This window comes from Erwinia phyllosphaerae (assembly GCF_019132875.1).
GTDB lineage: Bacteria > Pseudomonadota > Gammaproteobacteria > Enterobacterales > Enterobacteriaceae > Erwinia > Erwinia phyllosphaerae.
In genome coordinates this window covers 214,471-236,495 of the sequence record NZ_JAHSPF010000001.1, presented here as the reverse complement: position 1 = coordinate 236,495, position 22,025 = coordinate 214,471, and the positions used below count along the sequence as shown (strand labels likewise).

Sequence of the window (22,025 nt, the reverse complement as noted above, 5' to 3'; positions counted from 1 at the left end):
CCAGTAGAGCCATAGTCCGGGTAGTTCCATTTTCAATATCATAAATGCAGGGGCTAAATCTGAAATGCCAGGTAGTATAGATAAAGCGCCAAGACATGATGAAGCAACGGGCTGGTCAAGCACAGCGATAAGCTACCAGCGTGGAGAGACAGATCCTCCCCATTATCATGTCGAGGGACAGCTGCTGTTTGCCATCAGGGGAGTTATGCTGGTTGAAACAGAGAATGACCGCTGGGTAATACCTCCTCAGCGGGCATTATGGCTACCGCCTCTTCAGATCCATAGTTACCACCTGCTTTCACATACGGATCTACGGGCTATCTATTTCAGCAGAAGCCTTATCGCTGAATGTACGAACTTTAAGAAGAGTAACCAGGTGCATGTGATTACGGCTACGGCACTGGTGAAAGAGCTGATAGCAGGGCTATTCAGTGAGGACTACAACAGACCGAGCCAACGGAAAATGGCTCTGTTGCTCCTGGAAATTCTCAGCGAGGCTCCTCCTTTAGCTGCGGAGCTTCCAATGCCGCATGATGAGCGATTATTCTGTGCGGCCAGAGAACTATTATTCAATCATCGTTGGGAAGCATCGCTGAGCGATCTGGCCTTTATCGCTGCCATGTCTGAACGTACATTTTCGCGATTGTTTATTAAGGATACTGGCTTTAGTTTTAGAACATGGAAGCAGAGAGCCAGGATTTGCGCTTCATTAGATCTTCTCGCGAATGGCATTCCCATTAAACAGGTCGCTTACAAGCTTGGGTTTTCATGCCCGGCTGCATTTACAGCTGCTTTTCGTTCCATTCTGGATTCAACACCGCGCGATTTTTTGCCTTAGTCTATGGACTTATGGCCGCTTCTCGCTCAAAGCTGCCTGTAAGTTTTGCCGCGCTTACCGGCGCTGGCCAACGCCTCGCGGGTGCACAGTAAACTGCGCGCCCCTCGCCGTTCCTGCGTTCCTGCGTTTCTGTTGCATGCTGACATCAGTGAAAGAGCGGCGACGGCGGCGATAGACATTGCTTTGAAGGTTTTCATGGTTTTTATCTATAGTTTGTATGGTTGAAAGCTTGTTCGCTTTCGAGGAGATAGTAATAATCATAGTTACTATTGCTATGTTAACAATAAATACTGGTATTGTGATCGACCTAACTATCTCCGTGATAAGTATTCTCAATAAGGATTTCTTCAGCATCATGTACAATGAAAAAGCCGCCTGAAGGCGGCTTTGTGTTATCAGTAGTACTCAGTGGGCCGCCTTTACTGTATCCAGACCATTCAGTCAGTGTCACAACCCGTTATCACTGGCAAGGTATTCTTCCGATCTGCCGCGCAACGCATTTGGCGTTAGCTTTAATCTCACTGAACCGACTATCCTCGGCCGAAGCAGACTCCCATGCCTGCCCACTACCGCCCCAAAGTAGACCTCTTTAATCGCGCGAAATCCACGGCTGGGTTTTGCGCAACTTTAAAGTCAGATCACGCTTTATTATCGAGCTCAGGGATACCGCTGCTTCGGTCAGCATATGCAGCCTGGAAACCCGGACGCTGTTGCCAACGCTGCCAGTATGCGTCCAGAAACTCGAAACGTTCGTCCAGCGGCGTAGCATTTACCGGGAACTTCGAGAACGCGATCGCGGTTGCCAGCGTGATGTCGGAGAAAGTAGGCTCTTCGCCCCCCAGCAGCCATTGGCGCCCGTCGGAAAGATGTTTATTGACCAGTGCAGCATGCGCTAACGCTTCTTTGCGGCAGTGTTCGCCCCAGGCTTCGTTCTTCGTCAGTTCGAGTTTGAAGCCGAGACCGGTATGCAGAACGTGGAAAACCGTGACGATTCGATACAGGATGTGAACCCAGATGCGGTTATCCCACATGTTGTCCAGGCCCTGCTCCAGCGGCGTATCCCCCATGATCTTGCGGCCCGGGTAGGACTGGTCCAGGTACCGGACCACAGCTGCAGTTTCGGAGATATAGCTACCGTCAGCGAGCTCAAGGGTCGGCGTCTCACCCCAGGCATTCATTTTCAGGTGACGCCATCCACGCTGTTCGCCAACCGGCGTCATGTCGTAAATAGTCTCCTTGAACTGATCTGCGATCCCTTTTTCATGCATAAACAGGCGCAGGCGCTGTGGGTTAGGGAAAGCCGAAGGCGAAGTGAAAACGTTCAGTTTGCTGGTCATTGTGTAGCTCCTAAAAGTAGGTCGAGGTGTAGGCCAGGACCGAGCACTGCTTGAGTCGCGGGGCCTTGATGCGTTGTTGCTGAAGTAGTAGACATACTTTAATGCGTAGCTTTTGGTTAATAAACCGTGTAACAATCAATTTATTTATTACAAATGGTAATCAATATGGCAACGGGTAGCCCACTTCAGCTTGGCAGCATTGAACAGTTCTGTAGAGCAGCGGAGACCGGCAGTTTCACCGGTGCGGCTGAGATTCTCGGTTTGACGCCGGCCGCAGTCAGTCGGTCGATCAGTCGGCTCGAGCAGCGCCTTGGAGTACGTCTTTTTTTGCGGACCACCCGCGCTGTCAAGCTTACAACGGAGGGCGAGCTCTATTGGAAAGAGTGTCATCTGGCGCTTGAGCAAATCGCCGAGGCTGAGCGAGCGATCACGGGTTCACAAACCATCCCTAGCGGACCGCTGCGCATTAGCGTCAGTGCTGCTTACGGAACATTTCGCCTTTTACCCTTAATGCCCAGGTTCACTGAGCTTTATCCGCAGATCGATATTGAGATTAGTATCTCGGACAAAATAATCGACTTTGTTGAAGAGGGCTTCGATCTGGCAATCAGGCTAGGCGTTCCTCAAGATTCGCGTCTTGTCGCCTTCAAGCTTGAGAACGCCTCGCTTGGGGTATTCGGAACTCCGGCATATCTTGCAAAAAAAGGTGAACCATATCGTATTGATGACCTCAATCAACATGATTGCATCCAGTACATATCACCCAATACAGGGCGCCCGCTGCAGTGGCTGTTTACCGATGAATCAGGGACTCTAATCGAGAAACAGATAACGAGCAGGATGCGTGTACTTAATGATGCGTTAGGGGCTGTCGCCTGGGTTAACGCAGGTGGAGGCCTTTATCAAACCTATAGTTTTGCAGTGGGAGACGCTTTAAGACGTGGAGACCTCGTCGAGGTTTTGCAAAAATACGGCGGCCGCTCTCGCCCGTTTTCGATTCTCTACCCCCAGAATCGTCATCTGTCGGCGCGGGTTCGCGCATTTGTAGAGTTCTTGCGTTCAGCAGTTAAATCATGACTTACAGGATACGCTCCAATGATTCGGATATCGCCGGTCATTTTTACTCACAAAAGCTCGCACGCACCGTCCAGTACGAGTCCGGACTTGAACTTAATATCATGACGCGGTTGGAGCGTAGCGATCAGGTTTCATTTTATCAGGAACAACCCGTTGTTATACCGTACAGTTTTAAAGACAAACTCCGAAAGTACTATCCGGATCTGCTCGTCACCTTTAATTACCTCACGACAATGTTAGTAATGCACACTCGGCGCTGGGAATAATTTCGTACTACCGCTCCTCGCTCAAAGCCGCCGCTGCTGGTCATGCGCCCGCTCTGTCCGAAAAGCGGCCTTTAATCATCGCTAAGTAAGCTTTTCCGGTACGTGGCGAAACAGGCTATGCTTTCAAATCTTTAGAAATTATATCGCTCGTGATTTCGCAAGCCATTAAACGCCCATCGCGGTTCCAATCTTCTGGGGATAACGGAAGTTTTTTATTTCTTAGAACTGAGTTGAGAGGCAGGAATGACCAATCAGGAAGCACCTCAACAGGTTTTTATCGGCACTAGTGCTTACAGCAGCATTGCCAGCAGCACAGAGCACAATAGCAGCACATAAATTCGCGCATGCCAGACGTCCGGTATGGCGGGGGACGTTCTTCGGGTAATCAGAATACCGGCCAGTCCCGTTAAGACCAGCAAGGCCATGATCTTCAGGTTCACAAAGCCCAGGAAGCCGCTTACCGGAATTTTTTGCCACCCGTCAATTGCATAAATGATGGTTCCGCACAGCGCCACCGGCAGAGAAAGCAGGGTAGCGGCGCTAATGCAGTCGCGCATAGAGTAGCCGTGCCGCCGCAGCAACGGCACCGTCATTACGCTGCCGCCAACACCGAGCAAGGCTGCGATTAAACCAATCAGGATGCCGCCGCCCGTCGCCGATGCCAGCGATAAACGACGCGGAAGGCTACCGCTGAAGAAACCTTTGCGAAGCAGGCAATCGCCAATCGTCAGCAGCATATAAAAGATAAACAGTAGGCGGATCGGTTCTTCGCTTAATAGCCCTGCCAGCCATGAGCCGACCACCGCGCCAGCGGCAATAAACCACAACAGCGGCAAACATGCCTGCGTTGAGATGGCGCTTGCACGCCAGTTTCGATAGCTGATCCATCCTGCGTTAAATATCATGACCGCCGTCGAGGTGGCGACGGCTATATGCATCGCATGTCCGGCCATTTCAGGCTGGTGGCGTAACAGCTGGTAAACAAAGGGTACGACGACGAAACCGCCGCCAAAGCCAAACAGCACCGTCGTAATGCCGGTGGTAAAGCCTGCCAGCGCAATAATGAGAATATCGTTCAAGGGAATGTTCCGCAGTGGAAATGGATTGATAGCTTATCGCCTCTACACACCGCTTCCCCTTTGCGAAACACTCAATTACCCTTGCAAAACGGTCAGAGGGAGACAAAAGTGCGCAACGTAAGCATTGATGATGTCGATTTTATGCAGCGTGATGTGGTCGCGATTGGTAATGACTATGCGCAGGGGTTTTTACTGGCCTCCCATCAGCATCGCCGCGCGCAACTGCTGTATGGCGCAACCGGTCAGATGCATGTATCAACCCGTGACGGAGAATGGGTGGTGCCCCCGCAGCATGCGGTATGGATCCCTCCTCAAACGCTGCACGCTGTAAAGTTTGTGGGCGTAACCACGCGGAGCCTGTATATAAATCCAGAATGCGCAGCGCGGTTAAATCATGGCAGTCGCTGCGAGGTCATAAGCGTATCGGCACTTTTGCGTCAGCTACTGCTTGAAGCGGTAGATTTACCGCCGCTCTACGACAGCGATCGCGATTGTGCGCTGATGAACCTGCTGTTACTGGAACTGGCAGCCATGCCGGTGCGCGCGTTCGATATTCCGCTGCCGCAGCATCCTGCGCTGCTGGCGCTGTGCCAGGCGTTTTTGCTCGCTCCGACTATCCACGATCCAGCCGAACGCTGGGGCAGGGCGATGTTTATGAGCGCCAGCACCTTTCGTCGTCATTTCCTGCAGCAAACGGGCATGTCATTTTCCGGCTGGCGTCAGCGAGCCTGTGTGGTCAGTGCGCTGACGTGGCTAATATCGGGCAAACCGGTAAACGAAGTGGCGCTGTCTCTTGGTTATGATAACGGTTCATCGTTTGCGACCATGTTCCGCCGCGTAACAGGCCAGTCCCCCTCTTTTTATCATCCGATTTAAGCGATCCGGCCTTTAATTTCTGTTATGGAAATGGTCAGCTCCAGGCGATAAACGGACCTTATTACTACGCATTGAAAAAGTGTCGCGCCGCAACAAAAATATCGATGATTATCTAATTCCGCCTGACAAGATAGCCTGCACAATGGTGAATGGCTTCGTCATCCATTCGCAGGAGAATATCAACAGCGAACCGTTAAATGTCTCGAGGCAATAAGATAAATCCCGGTTGGATTAACGACAGTAAGGCCGACATTAATTTTTTACATGCTTTTTTTTGCCAGGCTGCAAAAAATAAAATGAAAAATTATTGCGGTGCGCATATGAATAATTAATCAATTTTTTACCGCCTTATGTAGTGCATTTTTATGCAAATTGTATGCACTAAAGCTGCATAAAAAAGATTTTTTCCATTTCTTTCAGATCTTTGAAAGGGGTCAAAAAGTGAATAGAATGTCTCCACGATGTATTGACTTTGTTACGGTGGGCGGTAAATATCATCCTCACTTAAAACGGAAGGAACAGATTGATTTAATCAAAATTCATCCGAACCCGGCATGGCTATCTATTTAATGGTCAATATCGATCGCGATACGATTAATTAATCGCGCTGATTAACTTTCCTGCCAAATACATAGATCAGTTTCGCCGATATTCCCTTTTTTCATTTCAGGAGAAATGACAATGTCTGCACGTCCACACCGCGACGATTTCGATAAATATATGGTGCCCTGTTTTTCTCCTGCGCCATTTATTCCGGTAAAAGCCAGCGGTTCGCACGTCTGGGATCAGCAGGGCAATACCTATATCGATCTGGCCGGCGGCATTGCGGTTAACGCGCTGGGACATGCCAATCCTCACCTGGCCGAAGCGCTTAAAGCGCAGCTTGACCGGCTGTGGCATATCGGCAACGGCTATACCAACGAACCGGTGCTGCAGCTGGCGAAAACCCTGGTGGAGTCCACTTTTGCCGACAAGGTCTTTTTCTGTAACTCCGGCGCGGAAGCCAACGAGGCGGCGCTCAAGCTGGCACGTAAAGTTGCTGCCGACCGCCACGGCAAAAACAAAAGCGAAATTATCGCCTTTCAGAACGCCTTCCACGGGCGCACCCTTTTTACCGTGACGGTCGGCGGCCAGCCGAAATACTCGGCGGACTATGCGCCACTGCCCGGTGATATCACCCATCTGCCCTACAACGATTTACAGGCCGTCAGCGACCATATATCTGAACGCACCTGTGCCGTGATCGTCGAGCCGATTATCGGCGAGGGCGGCGTTCGTCCTGCCGATCCCGCTTTCCTGCAGGGGCTGCGTCAGCTTTGCGATCGCTACCACGCCGCGCTGATTTTTGACGAGGTGCAGACCGGTGCCGGGCGCACCGGTTCGCTTTACGCTTACCAGCACTATGGGGTTGAGCCAGATATTTTAACCAGCGCCAAAGGGCTGGGCGGCGGCTTCCCCATCGGCGCGATGCTGACGCGCGACGCCTGGGCGCAGGCGTTTCAACCCGGCACGCACGGTACCACCTTCGGCGGCAACCCGCTGGCCGCTACCGTCGCCAACAGCGTACTGGCGCAACTCGACAGCGCGCTACTGGAAGGGGTGAAAGCGCGTCACGACTGGATCGTGGAGCGATTAGGCGCGCTGACCGCGCAGTTTGAGGTGTTCAGCGATATCCGCGGTGCAGGCCTGCTGATTGGTGCCGAGCTGGCAGCGAACTATCGCGGCAAAGCCAAAACCCTGACCAATCTGGCGGCGGAAGAGGGGGTCATCGCCCTGATCGCCGGGCCGGACGTGCTGCGTTTCGCGCCAGCGCTGAACATACCCTTCAGTGACCTGGAGACGGCGTTTACGCGGCTTGAGCGTGCCATCGCCCGCTTTGTCGGCTAACAGAGGAGAACTGCCGTGCTGTTTCGTCCGGTAAAAGAATCCGATTTGCCCGATATCCTGCGGCTCGCTGCGCGCGCTGGCGTTGGGATGACCTCACTGCCACATGACGAGGCGCGTTTGCGGGCGCGTATTCGCGGCAGTATCGACACTTTCGCGGGACGGCTGCCGCGCGCGCAACAGGGTTTTCTCTTTGTGCTGGAAGATCCGCTGACTGCGCGCGTAGTCGGCATCAGCGCGATTGAAGTTGCGGTCGGGCTGAACGAGCCTTTTTATAACTTCCGCATTCAGCGCAGCGTGCGCGCCTCACGTGAGATCGGCGTCTATAAAAATCAGGAGCTGCTGCACCTGTGCTATGACCATACCGGCCACAGCGAACTCTGTACGCTGTTTCTCGACCCGGACTATCAGGTCAACCGTAACGGTTTGCTGCTGTCAAAAGCACGCCTGCTCTTTATCGCCGCGCACCGCCAGCTTTTCTCCTCACATCTGTTTGCCGAGATGCGCGGGGTGGTAGATGAGCAGGGCACCTCACCGTTCTGGGACGCGCTGGGGCACCACTTTTTCGAAATCGCCTTTTCCGAAGCCGATCGCCTGACCGGCACCGGCATGAAAACCTTTATTGCCGAACTGATGCCCTCGTGGCCGATCTATATATCGCTGCTGCCCGCCGCGGCGCAGCGAGCGATTGGCGAAGTGCATCCGCGCACCGCGCCCGCCAGAGCTATCCTGGAAAAAGAGGGTTTTAGCTGGCGCGGCTCCGTCGATATTTTCGATGCCGGTCCGGTGCTGGAGGCGGAAACCGACGCCATCCGCGCTATCCGCGACAGCCGCATCGTCATGGCCGGACGGGCGGGCGAGGTGCTGGCTGAAGGCTGCGCGCCCTGCATCGTCGCCCGCGACGATTTCGAACATTTCTGTGCCGTGCTGGTGCAGCCCGCCGCCGACGGCCGCTCCCTGGTGCTTAACGACGCCCAGCGCCGCGCGATGCAGGTCGGCGAGGCTGACAAATTGCGTCTGGTTTCCCTTAATCCTGAAGAGAACTCTTTATGAGCTATGCAGCACACTTTATCGCCGGCACGTGGCGCCAGGGCAATGGCCCGCGCCTGACCAAATATTCCCCGGACGACCAGCAGATCCTCTGGCAGGCGCAAAGCGCGGATGAGGCTGACGTCAGCCTGGCTTGCGATGCGGCGCGCGAAGCATTTCCGCGCTGGGCGCGTCTGCCTGTAGAGGCGCGTATGGAGATCGTCACGCGCTTCGCCGCCTGTCTGACGGAGGCGAAAGAGCAGCTGGCCACGCTGATTTCGCAGGAGACCAGCAAGCCACTGTGGGAAACCCGTACCGAAGTCCAGGCGATGATCGGCAAATCGGCGATTTCGCAGCAGGCATGGACGCAGCGCACCGGCTTTAGCGAAGTGGCGATGGCCGACGGTAAGGCGCAGCTGCGCCATAAGCCACACGGCGTGATGGCGGTGTTTGGGCCTTATAACTTCCCCGGACATCTGCCGAATGGACATATTATTCCTGCTCTGATCGCGGGCAATACGCTGGTATTCAAACCGAGCGAGCTGACGCCCGCCACGGCAGAGCTGACTCTGCGTCTCTGGCAGCAGGCTGGCTTACCGGATGGTGTGCTGAATCTGGTGCAGGGCGCGAAGGAGACGGGTAAAGCGCTGCTGGAGAACCCGCAGATCGACGGCGTACTGTTTACCGGTAGCGCGGCGGCGGGCTTTCATTTCCACCGCTATCTTGCCGGCCAGCCGGAGAAAATGCTGGCACTGGAGATGGGCGGTAATAACGCGCTGATCGTCGACGACTATAGCGACCTCGACGCCGCGGTTCAGCTGGTTATTCAGTCCGCTTTTATCTCGGCCGGCCAGCGCTGCACCTGCGCCCGCCGCCTGCTGGTAAAAAGCGGTGCGCAGGGTGACGCGCTGCTGGCCCGCCTGGTAGAGGCCAGCACGCAGATCCGCGTTGGTCAGTGGGATGCCCAGCCGCAGCCCTTTATGGGTGGCGTGATTTCGTTGCAGGCGGCTCAGGCGATGCTGGAGGCGCAGCAGAGGCTGCTGGCACTGGGGGGTAAAAGCCTGCTGGCGATGCGTCAGCCCGAGGCGCTGGCCACTCGCCTGACGCCCGGCATTATCGAAATCACCGGTATTGACGCGCCGGACGAAGAGTACTTCGGCCCACTGCTGAGCGTGATGCGCTATACCGACTTCGACGAGGCGATCCGGCTGGCGAACAAGACGCGCTACGGCCTGGCGGTCGGGCTGGTTTCGCCTGATGCGGCGCTGTTCGAACGGCTGACAGAGACGGCGCGCGCCGGGATTGTCAACTGGAACCGACCGCTGACCGGGGCCTCCAGCAGCGCACCTTTCGGCGGCGTGGGTGCCTCCGGCAATCACCGCCCCTCCGCCTGGTATGCAGCTGACTACTGCGCCTGGCCGATGGCCTCGCTCACCAGCGATGTGCTGACATTGCCCGCCACGCCTGCTCCGGGCCTTCCTTTCTGATACTGAGGTTTCTATGTCTGGCTATGAAGCAAACTTTGACGGGCTGGTCGGCCCGACGCATCACTATGCAGGGCTGTCGGTCGGAAACGAGGCTTCGTTACATAACCGCGACGGCCTGTCGAACCCGCGCAAGGCGGCGCTACAGGGATTGGCGAAAATGAAAGCGCTGGCGGATCGCGGCTTCGTGCAGGGAATTTTGCCGCCGCAGCCACGCCCCAACATTGACGCGCTTCGTGCGCTCGGCTTCAGCGGCAGCGATACTCAGGTGCTGGCACGCGCGGCGGCGGCGTCACCGCATCTGCTTTCCGCGCTCAGCTCCGCGTCGTCAATGTGGACGGCGAACGCGGCGACGGTATCGCCTTCGGCAGACAGCGCCGATGGCCGGGTACATTTCACCGTGGCGAATCTTAATAACAAGCTGCACCGCTCGCTCGAAGCGCCGGTGACCTCGGCGATCCTGCGCGCCACCTTCAACAACGACGCCCACTTCAGCCATCACGACGCGCTGCCGCAGCAAAGCGATTTAGGCGACGAGGGTGCGGCTAACCATAATCGGTTTTGCGGCGACTACGATCGGCAGGGCATTCAGTTGTTCGTCTATGGCCGTCGCGCCTTTGGCGGCGGCATCGCGCCGCAGCGTTATCCGGCGCGTCAGACGCTGGAAGCGAGCGAAGCGGTGGCGCGCCTGCACCAGCTTCATCCTGACTACACCCTGTTTGCCCAGCAGAACCCCCAGGCCATCGACAGCGGCGTGTTTCACAACGATGTGATTGCGGTCAGCAACCGGCATGTGCTGTTTCACCATCAGAACGCCTTTGTCGATCAGGATCGGCTGCTGGACCAGCTGCGCGAAAAGAGCGCCGCGCTGGACATACCGTTTGAGAGCGTTGAAGTGCCGCAGGATCGCATCTCGCTACAGGATACCGTCGCTTCCTATCTGTTCAACAGCCAGCTGCTGAGCAAGCCTGACGGGAAAATGATAATCGTGGTGCCGGAGGAGTGTCGCCAGCGCGAGAACGTCTGGCGCTACCTGAACGAGATGACGACGCGTGCTGGCTCGCCCATCGACGAGATCCAGCTATTCGACCTGCGCGAAAGTATGCGTAACGGCGGCGGACCCGCTTGCCTGCGGCTGCGCGTGGTGCTGAACGAGGCGGAGCGCACCGCCGTCAATAGCGGCAGTCTGATGAACGACGCGAGCTATCAGCAGCTGACTCGCTGGGTGGAAAAGCACTATCGCGACCGGCTGCACAGCCGCGATTTGGTGGATCCGCAACTGCTGCGCGAGGTTCGTCAGGCGCTGGACGAGCTGACGCAGATCCTGGCGCTGGGGAGCATCTATGACTTTCAGCGCTGAGAAGGGCGAGACGATTATTGAGGCGCTGCTTAACTGTCGGCTGCGCAACTTGCGCTTTCCCGCCGCCCTGCAGGCGAGCTGGCTGGAAGAGGGGGTGTTACAGCTGCTGCCTGCGCATCCCACCGGGGCGGTGGTGATCTCCGCCGGGATCCACGGCAATGAAACCGCGCCGGTGGAGATGCTGAGCGCGCTGCTGGCGTCACTGATGGCGGGCGAACAGCGGCTCAGTCAGGCGCTGCTGGTGGTGTTTGGCAATCCGCCCGCGCTGCGCGCCGGAAAGCGCTATCTGCACAGCGATATGAACCGGTTGTTCAGCGGTCGTCACCGCAACGCCGTGCCGGGCAACGAGAGCCGTCGCGCGGCGCAGCTGGAACAGGTGACCGCCGCATTTTTCCAGCGGGTGGAGGCGGAGGGTGCGTTGCCACGCGTTCACCTTGATATGCATACGGCGATCCGCGGCTCGCGTTTTCCGCAGTTTGCCTTGATCCCTTTCCATCAGCATCGCTACAGCGCGGCGTTTTACGCGCTGCTGGCAGCCTGCGAGCTGGATGCGGTGGTGCAGCATACCGCGCCGGGCGGCACCTTCAGCCACTACCTCAGCGAAACCTTCGGCGCGCAGAGCTGCACGCTTGAGCTGGGAAAAGCGCGGCCGTTCGGGCAAAACCAGCTTGGTCGCTTCGCCGCCGTCGACAACGCCATCCGCGCTCTGTTGGCAGGCAGCGCGTTGCCGACAAGCACACAGCCCCCGATGCGCTTCTTTACCGTGGCGCAGAGCATTATCAAAACCAGCAGCAGCTTCAGGCTTAACCTCGATCCGACGGTAGAGAATTTTACCCGGCTTCCGGCGGGCTATGAGATCGCCTGCGAGAACGACAAAAGCTGGCGCGTGGACGACGCCGCGCCCTGGATCCTGTTTCCCAACGCCAGCGTCGCGCCGGGTTTACGCGCCGGTCTACTGCTAAAACCGGATCTTTCGCCTCATCACTGAAGGAATTGCCATGACCGTTAAAGAACCGCATGCGCCGTCAGCATCCTCCTCCCCACAGCTGGAGCGGGGGCTGAGCGAGCGCCATATTCAGATGATCGCGCTGGGCGGCGCGATCGGCACCGGGCTGTTTATGGGCGCCGGAAAAAATATCGCCGTGGCGGGCACCTCTATACTGATCATCTACGCGCTGGTCGGATTTTTTATGTATATGGTAATGCGCGCGATGGGCGAGGTGCTGTTATCAAAACTCGACTACCGTTCCTTCGCCGATTTTGTAGCGGATTACCTGGGGCCGAAAGCGAGCTTTTACCTTGGCTGGTCCTACTGGCTGAGCTGGGTGGTCACCTGCATCGCCGACGTGGTGGTGTGCGGCGGCTATATGCAGTACTGGTTTCCCGAGATGTCCGCCTGGATACCGGCGCTGATCACCCTTGGCGTTCTTTGTATGTTCAACCTGCTGTCGGTCAAAATGTTCGGCGAGGCGGAGTTCTGGTTTGCACTGATTAAAGTGATAACCATTGTCGCGCTGATTTTTACCGGGATTTGGATGGTTGCTACCGGCTGGACTTCGCCGGACGGGGTGCAGGCTTCGCTGCATCATCTTACCGACTCGGCGGTGTTTCTGCCGCATGGCGTGACGGGGTTTCTGGCCGGTTTTCAGATCGCCATTTTCTCCTATACCGGTATAGAGCTGCTCGGCACCATGACCGCCGAAACTCGCGATCCGCAGGTAATCCTGCCGAAAGCGATCAAGGCTATTCCGCTGCGCATTATCATCTTCTATATGCTCTCAATGATCGTGATTATCGCCGTGACCTCCTGGGCGGCGATTTCGCCAGACGTCAGCCCGTTTGTGACGCTGTTTGACAAGGCAGGACTGCCCGCCGCCGCCGCGATCATCAACTTTGTGGCGCTGACCTCCGCCATGTCTTCCGCCAACAGCGGCGTCTACTCCAGCACCCGCATGCTCTACGGCCTGTCGGTTGAGAATCATGCCCACTGGCAGTTTCGCATTCTGTCGCGAACCACGCGCATCCCGGTGCGCAGCCTGCTTTTTTCCTGCTGCTGTATGCTAAGCGGTACGCTACTGCTCTTTCTGGTTCCTGACGTGATGACGCTGTTTACCATCGTCTCGACGCTGGCGGCGATACTGGTGATTTATAGCTGGGGTATGATCCTGGTGGCCTATCTGGCTTACCGCAAGCAGTGTCCTGAACTGCATGCGCAATCTCGCTTTAAAATGCCAGCGGGTATTGTGATGAGCTGGCTTAGCCTGCTGTTTTTTGCCTTCTCGGTGGTCATTATGGTGTTCGACCCCGATACGCTGGCCGCGCTGTGCGCCATGCCGTTCTGGTTCGGACTATTGTGGATTGTCTGGAGAGTAAAGGCGCGCAAAGCGCAGGCGCTGAGAGCGATTAGCAGCTCCTGACCGCTGGAAAAAAGAAAAGACGACACAAGCCGGTGCCGCCTTCGGACAGGAAGGCGGTATCCACCAGTCTGGTGGAGAGCGTTGCATTGACCCGTTAAGCTCACAGCCAGAAGCAGATAGTCAATCTGTAAGGTCATAGTTGCATGCTGAAACAGATGACCGCTGATGTTTATTTTTTGTAATGTGTTCGAGAATGTTAAAGCCAAATGAGAGAGTAAACGTGAGCAGATTTGAGGGTAAACGCGTACTGATTACTGGCGGTTCCAGCGGTATGGGGTTGGCAGGTGCTCAGCGCATTGTCAGAGAAGGCGGTCATGTAGCCATTACAGGACTCAATGAAAAAAGGCTGGAATGCGCCCGTAATCTACTGCCTGAAACATCGCTTATTCTTAAAAGCGATGCTGCCAGCGAAGCAGATATTAATGCGCTGCAGACCGCTATTAGCGGCTGGGGTTCGCTTGATGGATTGTGGCTCAATGCCGGTTTCGCTGAGGTAAGCTCTCCGGAGTCAGTAACGGCAGAGGCCTTTAATCGTATGATGAATACTAATGTACGAGGTCCGATGCTTCAGCTGGCAGCTCTCTCCGGCTCCCTGAGTTCAGGCGCATCTGTTCTGGTAACTTCATCTTCCTCTGTGTATGAAGGTGCGGCAATGACAAGTTTATACGCAGCGACGAAAGGTGCGGTTATCGCTATGGTTAAAAGCTGGGCTGCCGCTCTGGCTGAACGCGGTATTCGCGCTAACACTCTGGTGCCGGGACCAATTGAAACGAACTTCAGGCATTTTATGCCAGAAGAGTCGCGTCAGCAGTTTGAAGATTTTGTGGTAAGTCAGGTCCCTCTGGGGCGTGCAGGAACAGCAGAAGAAGCCGCCGCAGTTGCACTTTTCCTCCTGTCTGATGACGCATCTTACGTTACCGGCAGCCAGTACGCTGTAGATGGCGGACTGGTACATTACTGATTTTTTACCAGGGTGGCGGCAGCTTCCCAGAGGCAGGCGTTTAATTTCCATTGGTAACCACCTCAATCTCGTCGTAGGTTACCAACTCGTCAGGCAGTTTTCGGGTTTGAGTGCTAAGCAAGTACTGGCGAATACTCAGAAAATCACTGCGGTTTTTTGGGGCTATACAGCCTTCAGAAATGCCTGGCGGCCCAGGAAAGTGAAGTCGAAAATTTCCGTGTTTCACGCCGTTTATCCAGGTAAAGCCATCAATTTTTCCATCCTGCCTGTAAAGGGCAAACCATTCGCCTTTAATAAAGATCTTCATACCATCGCAGGCTGAAGAATCTTAAAAAAACCGTTTTGCTTATCAATATCCACGCGAAATCCACCGCCACTCACTTTTATACATGCCCGTGCACTTGTATAAAACTTATCAGAATGCGTTTTCGGAATTTTTGGCAGGGAAAAAGTGTGCTTTTCGACCGAACGCTGCAGAAATGCGCTGAGGGCGTTTCTGCGGTGAGGGCAACTGAGGTTATGTTAAAAGCGAGGACTCTGAGCATTAGAGTGTGCCGCCGGATGAGCGGCATGGAAATGAGGGAGGGACCATCAATTACTCGTTGAATGGGACTCCCTCCACTGTTTAACCATATCCTTAGTTACTTCTTTTTTGTAGCAGATCGGTGAATAACCACCAGCCTTACTCCACGCGCTGCGGCCACCACAGGAACTGCCATTTCTTGCACTATTAAAGGGGCACGCGCATGTTCCAGGATAGGCTGCTATTGATTCATCAATAATGGCCTGTTTTACCTGTGCGTCTGACACAGTTCCTTTTGCTGTGGCAATAGTGTTGAAAAGAAAAGGTACCAGTAAAGCCGATAACAGACACAAACGTATGGTCTTAAGCATTTAACGATCTCCTGGGAATGATCCTAAGAAGATTGCATTTTTGTATAAAAAATCAACCAAAATCAGTTCTTACTGCAGATGTTATGGTAAATATGAGTGAAGGGCAGATATGGAAGAGTTTTGGCCGTGGGCGTCAGCCTGCCCGTTAATTTCACTCTGCAGGTGTGATAGCATCGCCCGATTTACTGGCATGCCTGATAGCTTACAGGGAGCGTTTAATGCAATTACAGGGAACGTGTAATGCAATTGATGAGAATGACCTATGACGATCTGACAAAAGGCGGTGGCGAGGCAAAGCTGCACGTTTACGGCGTGGGGACCTTTCCGGTCTTTTCCGGCCAGAAGCCTTATACCAACGATCCAGACTGTACCTACAGGCCTAACAGTGCCATTCCGATCGGGCGCTACTGGATTGTTCCGCGCCCGGAAGGCAGTATCGCAAATCGGATCAGAGGATGGGCCGTCGACATTTGGAACAGCTCAAATCATTCAGAGTGGTTTGCGCTCTTTAATTCGGAAACGATGAATGATTCCATCTTGATCAACGGCGTTGCACGCGGCGGTTTTCGCCTGCATCCGCTTCGGCCAGACGGGTTCGGAGAAAGTGAAGGGTGTATCACCTTCGTGCGGCGTGCTGATTTCTACATGGTAAGGCAGGCGCTGCTCCGGAGAAAAAAAGTTCGCGTGCCGGGTTCGCGAAACGGCTTGATGGCATACGGCTACGTTGATGTTCAGGGAGAAAGTAACTTTGCAAACTGCAAAATTCGTTAGAAAAAAAGCGGGATTTTTCGTCTGCTTTATTTTGGCCTTTATGGCGTCACGTTACGGAATGCCGCTCTATCCGCTGACAGCGTGGCTCGTTGAACATTCTTACCAAATTTTCAGCCGTTACCAGGATGACGTATATGAAGCAGGTACGGATCCGGTGACGTTTTTTTCTCTGATGACTGTTACCGCGTTTTACGCTCTGGCCATGTATTGGCTGGTAAAAATGGCAGTTAAAAAAGTAAAACGCAGGTAGGCTGATCCGGTAAAAGGCAAGGGCGCTCTGTTTCCTTCTAATTTCGGTTCGGTAGCGGGTCAATAACATCAGGCGCTTCAAAGTAGCTTATTATAAATAGCAACCCATCATAAAGAGAGAGCTAAGGCCATGATTGCCATGCTTCACTCAGCGTTCTGAACAAGGTAGTGAGCAGCAAAGTCAGGCCTGGCTTCTGGTCCGCTATAACAACAAGCGGACGTTCTGTGTTAAGTAAAGATTTATTATGCCAACTGGACTTTCTGTAGCGATGCAATAGCGCCTTATGTTGCCGGAGACAGATTGCTTAATTCCTGCTGCATGAAATCTATGAGCGCTCTTGTTTTAGCGGGCAAGTAGCGCCGATCTGAATAAATTGCGAATAATTGCAGTGGGGCTGCGGATTGTTGAAACTCAATTTCTATTAACCGTCCATCGTTAATGTAGGGTTGGCAGGCTTGTTTCGACAAAATCGCAAACCCGACACCTGCCAGTGCAGCTCGTCCTGCCATCTCTCCGCTGTTTACCCGATAATGCCCTTTAACCTTAACCGTCTCGAATCCTCCTTTCATACTGGTAAATTGCCAGGGAGCGCCTTTCAGTGCATTTACCGTTGTAATACAGGGTAATTCTTCAAACTGCCGGATATGAGAAGGGGTGCCATACCGCTGAATGACGGAAGGGGCTGCAACAATGGTGCAAGGGATAGTCATCAGATGACGGGCTACATAGTCACTGTCATCCATCTGACCACGGGTAATAATGACAGCTAAATCCAGATCGTCTCGCAAAGATTCAAAGCCTGACAGATTTGTGACGCAGCTAATCTCCAGTTCCGGGTACTGACAGGCGAAATCGGCAATAACAGAACCCAGCAATGCAGGCCCTGATTCATTGGGGATACAGATGCGCAATGGACCCTTAAGTTGCATTTGCCGCAATGTTAACTCTGTTTCAGTTTGCTCAAGCGCCTCCAGTAATGGCTTTGCTCGGATATAGAGCAGGTGCCCCGCCTGGGTGAGTTTCATATGTCGGGTGCTGCGCTCAATGAGCTGAAGATTTAGTTTTTCTTCTAACTGAGAAATACAGCGACTGACGTTTGATGTCGGCATTTCAAGGAGTTTAGAGGCCCCAACAAAACTCTCTTTTTCTACCACAGCAATGAACACTTTTAGAGTATTAAAATCAAGAGCCGAACGCATCAACTATCCCATATATGATAATAGTGAGTGCCATTTTTACCATATAATAATCATCAGTGATAGCAGTTAAACTCAGATATCTTTTATCAACAGGTTGCCTGCTATGCCACCGATCGCACAAACATTTAATCATAAATCCCTTATGCCGATGGCCATTGTAATAGCTTTTGTCCAGTTCACTAATGCGCTGGAGTACATGGCGTTAACGCCTGTCTTTGCTTTTATGGCAGAGAGGTTTTCAGTGCCAGTAGCGTTTTCTGGCTATGTCTCAGGTATGTACACGTCAGGTGCCGTCATTTCTGGAATTGTCGCTTTTTATTGCATCGACCGGTTTAATAAAAAACAATTTTTATTGTGGAATATGGTACTGCTGGGAGCGCTAACATTTTTTTCTACACTCACTACTCATTTTGGCGTCCTTCTGGTGCTCCGATTTTGCGCAGGATTGGTTGGTGGGACGACAATGGGGGTGGGTACGAGTATTGTGATAAATAATGTCCCAGCAAACCTACGTGGAAAAATACTGGCAACGGTGATTGCCTCATTTTCGATGGTAAGTATCGTCGGAATGCCTGCTGTATTATTTTTGTGCACGCATTACGGTTGGCCTGCTGCGCTATGGTCCATCAGTTCACTTTGCATACTGTCTTTACCGTTAATAGTATTAATCCTTCCTGGGGAGAAAGTCTCGCCAGGCGTGAAGGTTAACCTGTCTGTTAATACTCAAACTTTACTTTTCGCATCTTGTACTGCACTGGTACAATTTAGTCCAATGCTGATTATTCCTGTTTTAACGCCATTAATGATGCAATATATGGGAGCACAGCAAAACCTGTTACCCTTATTGTTTTTAAGCGGAGGCATTGCAGGCTATTTCTCCACAAGGATAACAGGTATTTTAACGACGCGTTTATCTGCTCTGATGTTGGCAACAGTTTCAACCCTGTTATTTATAGCAAGTTTGCTAATTCCTGCGATGGGATATCATAGTGCATTTCTTTTTATAACTTTATTTCTTGCAGCCTCATATAGCCGACTTGTTTCCGCTTCTTCAGTTGCTGTCCACTATCCTGAGAACGAACAACGGGCCAGTTTTTCTTCGCTACAGACAGCAATCATGTACCTGATAACTACTCTCGCATTCTTTCTGTCTTCCTTATTACTCCCTGACCGGGGAATAACAACGCAAAATCTAAACAGACTGTTGGTTGTCAGTGCGTTAGCCGCATCTGCATTTCCCGTAATGGTCTTAATACTTCAAAAGAAGCTGGCTAAGCGTACTCCTGACCCTCTCCATTGATTAGCGATGTTCGCTTCTGGCACAGGGCTGCCCTACGCAAGGTTTAACAGGCAACTTTGAGCGATGAGCGGACAGGCTGGCGTTTCACGTGCATTGAGCGAGTTAGCAATTTAATTGAGCCAGGTACAGATGGTTATGACTGATTGACTCCTCTCAGAGGAGTATTAACCTTTTTTGAAATCCCCGTTTAGATCCCAGTTTCGATAGCAGGCGTTGATATCACGGGGTACTGTCAGCATCAGCTTGGGGATCGCTGCCCGCTCGAAAATCTTCCTGTGCCGAAGGTGATTTTCAGGCGCAACATGCACTATGTATTTAAGCATTTCCCATGTCACATTCTCCCTTCCAGTATTGAGTCCACCGATCCTGGGATTTGACGAATAACATCGGCGTATATAGCGCTGCAACGCTATTACCACTGGCACATCAAGTAAGATCAGTCCTGTGGCACGTTCAAGTCGCGTAGACAGGCACTTTGTGTAATTACCGTCCATTACCCATCTTTCTTCGCAAACTGCCTTTGCATGCAACCGATAAAAATCTTCTGGTTCACGAGGGACCCATTTTGTATCAGGCAGATGGTGCAATTGATCAAGATGGATTAAAGGTAAAGCTGTTTTAGAAGCTATGGCTTTTGCCAAAGTGGATTTGCCGCTATTTGATGGCCCCATGATACAAATGCGTGAGCCGAGGTCATCTAATGATAAAGAAATATTCACCTGCCAGCCTCTCAAACATCCTAAAAGGTAACCATAAAATACAGCTATATTAAAAAACTATACTCTCCAGCAAGCCCTTAGGTTCTGCTCTCCGGTAATAAATACTATGCGGACCTGATAACGTCCGATATGAAGAACAGGTCAGTAGCCCGCCAGACGACGGGCTACCTGAGCTGTCAGGGAATAAGTTTACTGTTTCGCATGGCTTTCAGATGCTCGATCAACACATCATCGGAGCGCCTGGTCATGGCGTCAAACCCTTCCTGGCGCGCTTTAGTGACGTCAAAGATGGCATCTTTCTCAACATGAAAGATGAAATCTCCAAATCCTCCCAGCGCCAGCTTATCGATATCCCTCTCTTTCAGTTGCGCCTTGTCGGCGATGGATGACCAGAGAGGCTTGAGCCCGCCAAGACGTTCGCTAAGCGAGACAGGCTGCGCCTCGCCAACCGCTACGCCGAACCATTCAGCCAGTTTCGGCCAGACATGACACCAGCGAAACACGTCACCATTGGTAATATTGAACGCGCCAAACCTGGCATTTTCGGCAGCCCAGATAGCGCTTTGACCAAGTATACGGCTGTCGGTAATGTTCACCAGCGTATTGCGATAAGCTTCATCCGTGCCGGGGAAATGCAGATCGGTTCCCGTTTCGCGGCAAATCGTACCGTATACGCCAATCAAATTTCCCAGATTCATAGGCGATCCAAACGAGTGGCCGATGACGATATCCGGACGCAGCGCAGTCCAGCCGATGCCTTCCTCGCCAATCTTTTTTGCATAGTCCTCATGACGGAAATAGAGGTTTGGCGGAAAATGACGGCTGTCCTCTTCCCGTGCCGGGGTACGGTAAACACCCAGATGTGCGCCATAAACCTTCCCGCCCTGAATAAATATAATGTGCTTTAACATATTGCCTGACGAGCGCACCGCACCGATCAGGTTCTCGAACATTAGCGCATTAACATCCGCCTCCACGCCTGGATTGGGATCCTGACGCAATGCCGCGTAAAAGATATGGGTCACTGTTTCAAACGCTTCGCGGTGCTGATGAAGATCCTCTGAAGAGGTCAGATCGGCGCTGATATGAGGAGAAGGATGGGGACTGTGCGAGGAACGCCCAAGAGTAGTGATTTGCCAGCCCGCTTTATGGAAGGAATCATGAGCGGCAAAGCCAACTACACCGCTTGCACCGACCAGCAATACGTGCTTGTTATTCATACAGTTCTCCACTTGGTTTCACGTCGGCAGGAAACAGAGCTGTTGCCGAACGCCGTCATTAAAAAGTGATCTATATGACGTAATGAGTCAAACAAAGATGAGCGAGCGAAGCGGATATCAGGTTTCTTCAATGCAGAAAAGCGATTTTAGCTATCTTCTACAACCCTGAAGCGTGTATCGCTCTGTAGAACAACTACAGCAGCGTAACTATTACCGTAAAGAAATTTATTCAGCTGCATTATTCAGGCTTTAATTAATAAGGGCCAGGCTACTGAACAGAGGAAGGCTCTTGTTCTCTGACAAATTTGAGCATTTTACTTATAGTCGCATCATCCGGATGATTGACCTCGCGCAGATGATCGCCTTTACCTGAGATCAGCTGTATCGCATGTTTTTCTGCCAGTTCATGCATAGCGGCGTAATACGGGTCATCGCGTCCTGCCCAAAATAAGACCGGCACTTTAACGTTAAATAAGTTTTCCGTCTCCTGCGCAGGCTTTCCTAATTCATTAAAAAAGCGTGCTGCACTTTGTTCATCATCCGGGGAAAGGGGGGAGGTGAGTTCCGATGCTACTTCCCGGGCAAAGGACATAAAAATATCAAAAGTGAGTTTACCCACCGGCGTTTCAGGAAGTCCTTTTAAACAGTCCCAGCCTCCCAGAATCACAGAATGTAGCCGGTCCGGGTAACAACGGATGAGCTCTATTGCCAGCCAGGCTCCGGCGGAATAGCCAATTAAATGCGCTTTGTCATAACCCAGCTCATCCATCAGCCTCACAATGGCTAAAGCCTGGCTCTGCCGCGTATACCATTCCTGCTTATCCGGTTTTTCGCTTGCTCCATGTCCCACCATGTCGGGACAGATAACGCGGAAATACGGGCTAAATGCTGAGATTAAACCATTATTCTCCCAACATTGCCCACTCATCAAAAGGCCGTGCAGCATGATGATTAAAGGGCCTTTCCCTTGCGTACGGTAAAAGAGTCGCGGTGTTCCTGATGTGTAAGGCATGAAGATTCCTGTGCTTTTATCGTTCCTTTTAACTCTGAACCCGCTCCTGAAG

Annotated in this window: 21 protein-coding genes and 1 pseudogene; 14 read left to right on the top strand and 8 right to left on the bottom strand. The window is 52.8% G+C overall.

Features of this window, described 5'->3' with window-relative positions; genetic code table 11:
- The first annotated feature begins 64 nt into the window (after positions 1-64).
- Complete coding sequence (locus KUE00_RS01110; protein WP_246757652.1) at positions 65-838, top strand: AraC family transcriptional regulator; 774 nt, start codon at positions 65-67, stop codon at positions 836-838.
- Positions 839-1,476: 638 nt separating this feature from the next.
- Here the strand turns inward: KUE00_RS01110 and KUE00_RS01105 are convergent.
- On the bottom strand, positions 1,477-2,175 hold the full coding sequence (locus tag KUE00_RS01105; RefSeq protein WP_246757651.1) for a glutathione S-transferase family protein: 699 nt from the start codon (positions 2,173-2,175) through the stop codon (positions 1,477-1,479).
- Between the two features lie 165 nt (positions 2,176-2,340).
- Between KUE00_RS01105 and KUE00_RS01100 the strand changes: the two genes are divergently transcribed.
- Positions 2,341-3,252: a LysR family transcriptional regulator gene (locus tag KUE00_RS01100; RefSeq protein WP_246757650.1), complete on the top strand. Its 912-nt coding sequence runs from the start codon at positions 2,341-2,343 to the stop codon at positions 3,250-3,252.
- A 17-nt stretch (positions 3,253-3,269) separates the two neighbouring features.
- Positions 3,270-3,518: pseudogene (locus KUE00_RS01095) on the top strand (hypothetical protein); the annotation flags it as partial.
- Between the two features lie 290 nt (positions 3,519-3,808).
- Here KUE00_RS01095 and KUE00_RS01090 read toward each other — a convergent pair.
- Positions 3,809-4,597 carry a sulfite exporter TauE/SafE family protein gene (locus tag KUE00_RS01090; protein WP_246757649.1) on the bottom strand — a complete coding sequence of 263 codons (789 nt, stop codon included), beginning with the start codon at positions 4,595-4,597 and terminating at the stop codon, positions 3,809-3,811.
- Positions 4,598-4,705: 108 nt separating this feature from the next.
- Between KUE00_RS01090 and KUE00_RS01085 the strand changes: the two genes are divergently transcribed.
- From KUE00_RS01085 to KUE00_RS01050, 8 genes are all read left to right on the top strand, one after another.
- A complete protein-coding gene (locus KUE00_RS01085; RefSeq protein WP_246757648.1) occupies positions 4,706-5,473 on the top strand; it encodes an AraC family transcriptional regulator in 768 nt (255 codons plus the stop codon).
- 681 nt (positions 5,474-6,154) lie between these two features.
- A complete protein-coding gene (locus KUE00_RS01080) occupies positions 6,155-7,360 on the top strand; it encodes a bifunctional succinylornithine transaminase/acetylornithine transaminase (RefSeq protein WP_246757647.1) in 1,206 nt (401 codons plus the stop codon).
- A gap of 15 nt (positions 7,361-7,375) precedes the next feature.
- Positions 7,376-8,410 carry an arginine N-succinyltransferase gene (astA, locus tag KUE00_RS01075; protein WP_246757646.1) on the top strand — a complete coding sequence of 345 codons (1,035 nt, stop codon included), beginning with the start codon at positions 7,376-7,378 and terminating at the stop codon, positions 8,408-8,410.
- On the top strand, positions 8,407-9,873 hold the full coding sequence (gene astD, locus KUE00_RS01070; protein ID WP_246757645.1) for a succinylglutamate-semialdehyde dehydrogenase: 1,467 nt from the start codon (positions 8,407-8,409) through the stop codon (positions 9,871-9,873). The genes astA and astD overlap by 4 nt, the downstream gene beginning before the upstream one ends.
- A gap of 13 nt (positions 9,874-9,886) precedes the next feature.
- Entirely contained in the window at positions 9,887-11,230 is a 1,344-nt protein-coding gene (gene astB / locus KUE00_RS01065) for an N-succinylarginine dihydrolase (protein ID WP_246757644.1), read from the top strand.
- Positions 11,214-12,218: a succinylglutamate desuccinylase gene (gene astE / locus KUE00_RS01060; protein WP_246757643.1), complete on the top strand. Its 1,005-nt coding sequence runs from the start codon at positions 11,214-11,216 to the stop codon at positions 12,216-12,218. The genes astB and astE overlap by 17 nt, the downstream gene beginning before the upstream one ends.
- A gap of 10 nt (positions 12,219-12,228) precedes the next feature.
- Positions 12,229-13,647: an amino acid permease gene (locus KUE00_RS01055; protein WP_246757642.1), complete on the top strand. Its 1,419-nt coding sequence runs from the start codon at positions 12,229-12,231 to the stop codon at positions 13,645-13,647.
- Between the two features lie 220 nt (positions 13,648-13,867).
- Positions 13,868-14,608, top strand: coding sequence for an SDR family oxidoreductase (locus KUE00_RS01050; RefSeq protein WP_246758061.1), 741 nt, complete (start codon positions 13,868-13,870; stop codon positions 14,606-14,608).
- Between the two features lie 40 nt (positions 14,609-14,648).
- On the opposite strand, the gene KUE00_RS01045 is transcribed toward KUE00_RS01050, so the two are convergent.
- Together KUE00_RS01045 and KUE00_RS01040 are read right to left on the bottom strand one after the other, a co-directional pair.
- On the bottom strand, positions 14,649-14,915 hold the full coding sequence (locus tag KUE00_RS01045) for a tlde1 domain-containing protein (RefSeq protein WP_246757641.1): 267 nt from the start codon (positions 14,913-14,915) through the stop codon (positions 14,649-14,651).
- Between the two features lie 284 nt (positions 14,916-15,199).
- The gene (locus tag KUE00_RS01040) at positions 15,200-15,502 is read right to left on the bottom strand and encodes a hypothetical protein (protein ID WP_246757640.1); all 303 of its coding nucleotides are present in this window, start codon (positions 15,500-15,502) and stop codon (positions 15,200-15,202) included.
- A 240-nt stretch (positions 15,503-15,742) separates the two neighbouring features.
- On the opposite strand from KUE00_RS01040, the gene KUE00_RS01035 reads away from it, so the two are divergent.
- Both KUE00_RS01035 and KUE00_RS01030 read left to right on the top strand, forming a co-directional pair.
- Positions 15,743-16,273, top strand: coding sequence for a DUF2778 domain-containing protein (locus tag KUE00_RS01035; protein ID WP_246757639.1), 531 nt, complete (start codon positions 15,743-15,745; stop codon positions 16,271-16,273).
- Complete coding sequence (locus tag KUE00_RS01030) at positions 16,251-16,523, top strand: hypothetical protein (protein ID WP_246757638.1); 273 nt, start codon at positions 16,251-16,253, stop codon at positions 16,521-16,523. The genes KUE00_RS01035 and KUE00_RS01030 overlap by 23 nt, the downstream gene beginning before the upstream one ends.
- 281 nt (positions 16,524-16,804) lie before the next feature.
- Here KUE00_RS01030 and KUE00_RS01025 read toward each other — a convergent pair whose 3' ends face one another.
- Positions 16,805-17,722, bottom strand: coding sequence for a LysR family transcriptional regulator (locus KUE00_RS01025; protein WP_246757637.1), 918 nt, complete (start codon positions 17,720-17,722; stop codon positions 16,805-16,807).
- A gap of 103 nt (positions 17,723-17,825) precedes the next feature.
- Between KUE00_RS01025 and KUE00_RS01020 the strand changes: the two genes are divergently transcribed.
- Positions 17,826-19,022 carry an MFS transporter gene (locus KUE00_RS01020; protein WP_246757636.1) on the top strand — a complete coding sequence of 399 codons (1,197 nt, stop codon included), beginning with the start codon at positions 17,826-17,828 and terminating at the stop codon, positions 19,020-19,022.
- 164 nt (positions 19,023-19,186) lie between these two features.
- Here the strand turns inward: KUE00_RS01020 and KUE00_RS01015 are convergent, their stop codons facing one another.
- The 3 genes from KUE00_RS01015 to KUE00_RS01005 form a co-directional block, all read right to left on the bottom strand.
- Positions 19,187-19,741, bottom strand: a complete 555-nt coding sequence (locus KUE00_RS01015; RefSeq protein ID WP_246757635.1) for a P-loop NTPase family protein — start codon at positions 19,739-19,741, stop codon at positions 19,187-19,189.
- Between the two features lie 176 nt (positions 19,742-19,917).
- Positions 19,918-20,961, bottom strand: a complete 1,044-nt coding sequence (locus tag KUE00_RS01010; RefSeq protein WP_246757634.1) for an NAD-dependent epimerase/dehydratase family protein — start codon at positions 20,959-20,961, stop codon at positions 19,918-19,920.
- Positions 20,962-21,229: 268 nt separating this feature from the next.
- On the bottom strand, positions 21,230-21,973 hold the full coding sequence (locus KUE00_RS01005) for an alpha/beta fold hydrolase (protein WP_246757633.1): 744 nt from the start codon (positions 21,971-21,973) through the stop codon (positions 21,230-21,232).
- Positions 21,974-22,025: the final 52 nt, after the last annotated feature.

Coding starts and splice junctions, on each gene's coding strand:
- KUE00_RS01105 (WP_246757651.1), bottom strand. CDS start 2,175: ATGACCAGCAAACTGAACGTTTTCACTTCGCCTTCGGCTTTCCCTAAC.
- KUE00_RS01100 (WP_246757650.1), top strand. CDS start 2,341: ATGGCAACGGGTAGCCCACTTCAGCTTGGCAGCATTGAACAGTTCTGT.
- KUE00_RS01010 (WP_246757634.1), bottom strand. CDS start 20,961: ATGAATAACAAGCACGTATTGCTGGTCGGTGCAAGCGGTGTAGTTGGC.
- KUE00_RS01025 (WP_246757637.1), bottom strand. CDS start 17,722: ATGCGTTCGGCTCTTGATTTTAATACTCTAAAAGTGTTCATTGCTGTG.
- KUE00_RS01110 (WP_246757652.1), top strand. CDS start 65: ATGCCAGGTAGTATAGATAAAGCGCCAAGACATGATGAAGCAACGGGC.
- KUE00_RS01055 (WP_246757642.1), top strand. CDS start 12,229: ATGACCGTTAAAGAACCGCATGCGCCGTCAGCATCCTCCTCCCCACAG.
- KUE00_RS01005 (WP_246757633.1), bottom strand. CDS start 21,973: ATGCCTTACACATCAGGAACACCGCGACTCTTTTACCGTACGCAAGGG.
- KUE00_RS01035 (WP_246757639.1), top strand. CDS start 15,743: ATGCAATTGATGAGAATGACCTATGACGATCTGACAAAAGGCGGTGGC.
- KUE00_RS01080 (WP_246757647.1), top strand. CDS start 6,155: ATGTCTGCACGTCCACACCGCGACGATTTCGATAAATATATGGTGCCC.
- KUE00_RS01045 (WP_246757641.1), bottom strand. CDS start 14,915: ATGAAGATCTTTATTAAAGGCGAATGGTTTGCCCTTTACAGGCAGGAT.
- astB (WP_246757644.1), top strand. CDS start 9,887: ATGTCTGGCTATGAAGCAAACTTTGACGGGCTGGTCGGCCCGACGCAT.
- KUE00_RS01040 (WP_246757640.1), bottom strand. CDS start 15,502: ATGCTTAAGACCATACGTTTGTGTCTGTTATCGGCTTTACTGGTACCT.
- KUE00_RS01020 (WP_246757636.1), top strand. CDS start 17,826: ATGCCACCGATCGCACAAACATTTAATCATAAATCCCTTATGCCGATG.
- astD (WP_246757645.1), top strand. CDS start 8,407: ATGAGCTATGCAGCACACTTTATCGCCGGCACGTGGCGCCAGGGCAAT.
- astE (WP_246757643.1), top strand. CDS start 11,214: ATGACTTTCAGCGCTGAGAAGGGCGAGACGATTATTGAGGCGCTGCTT.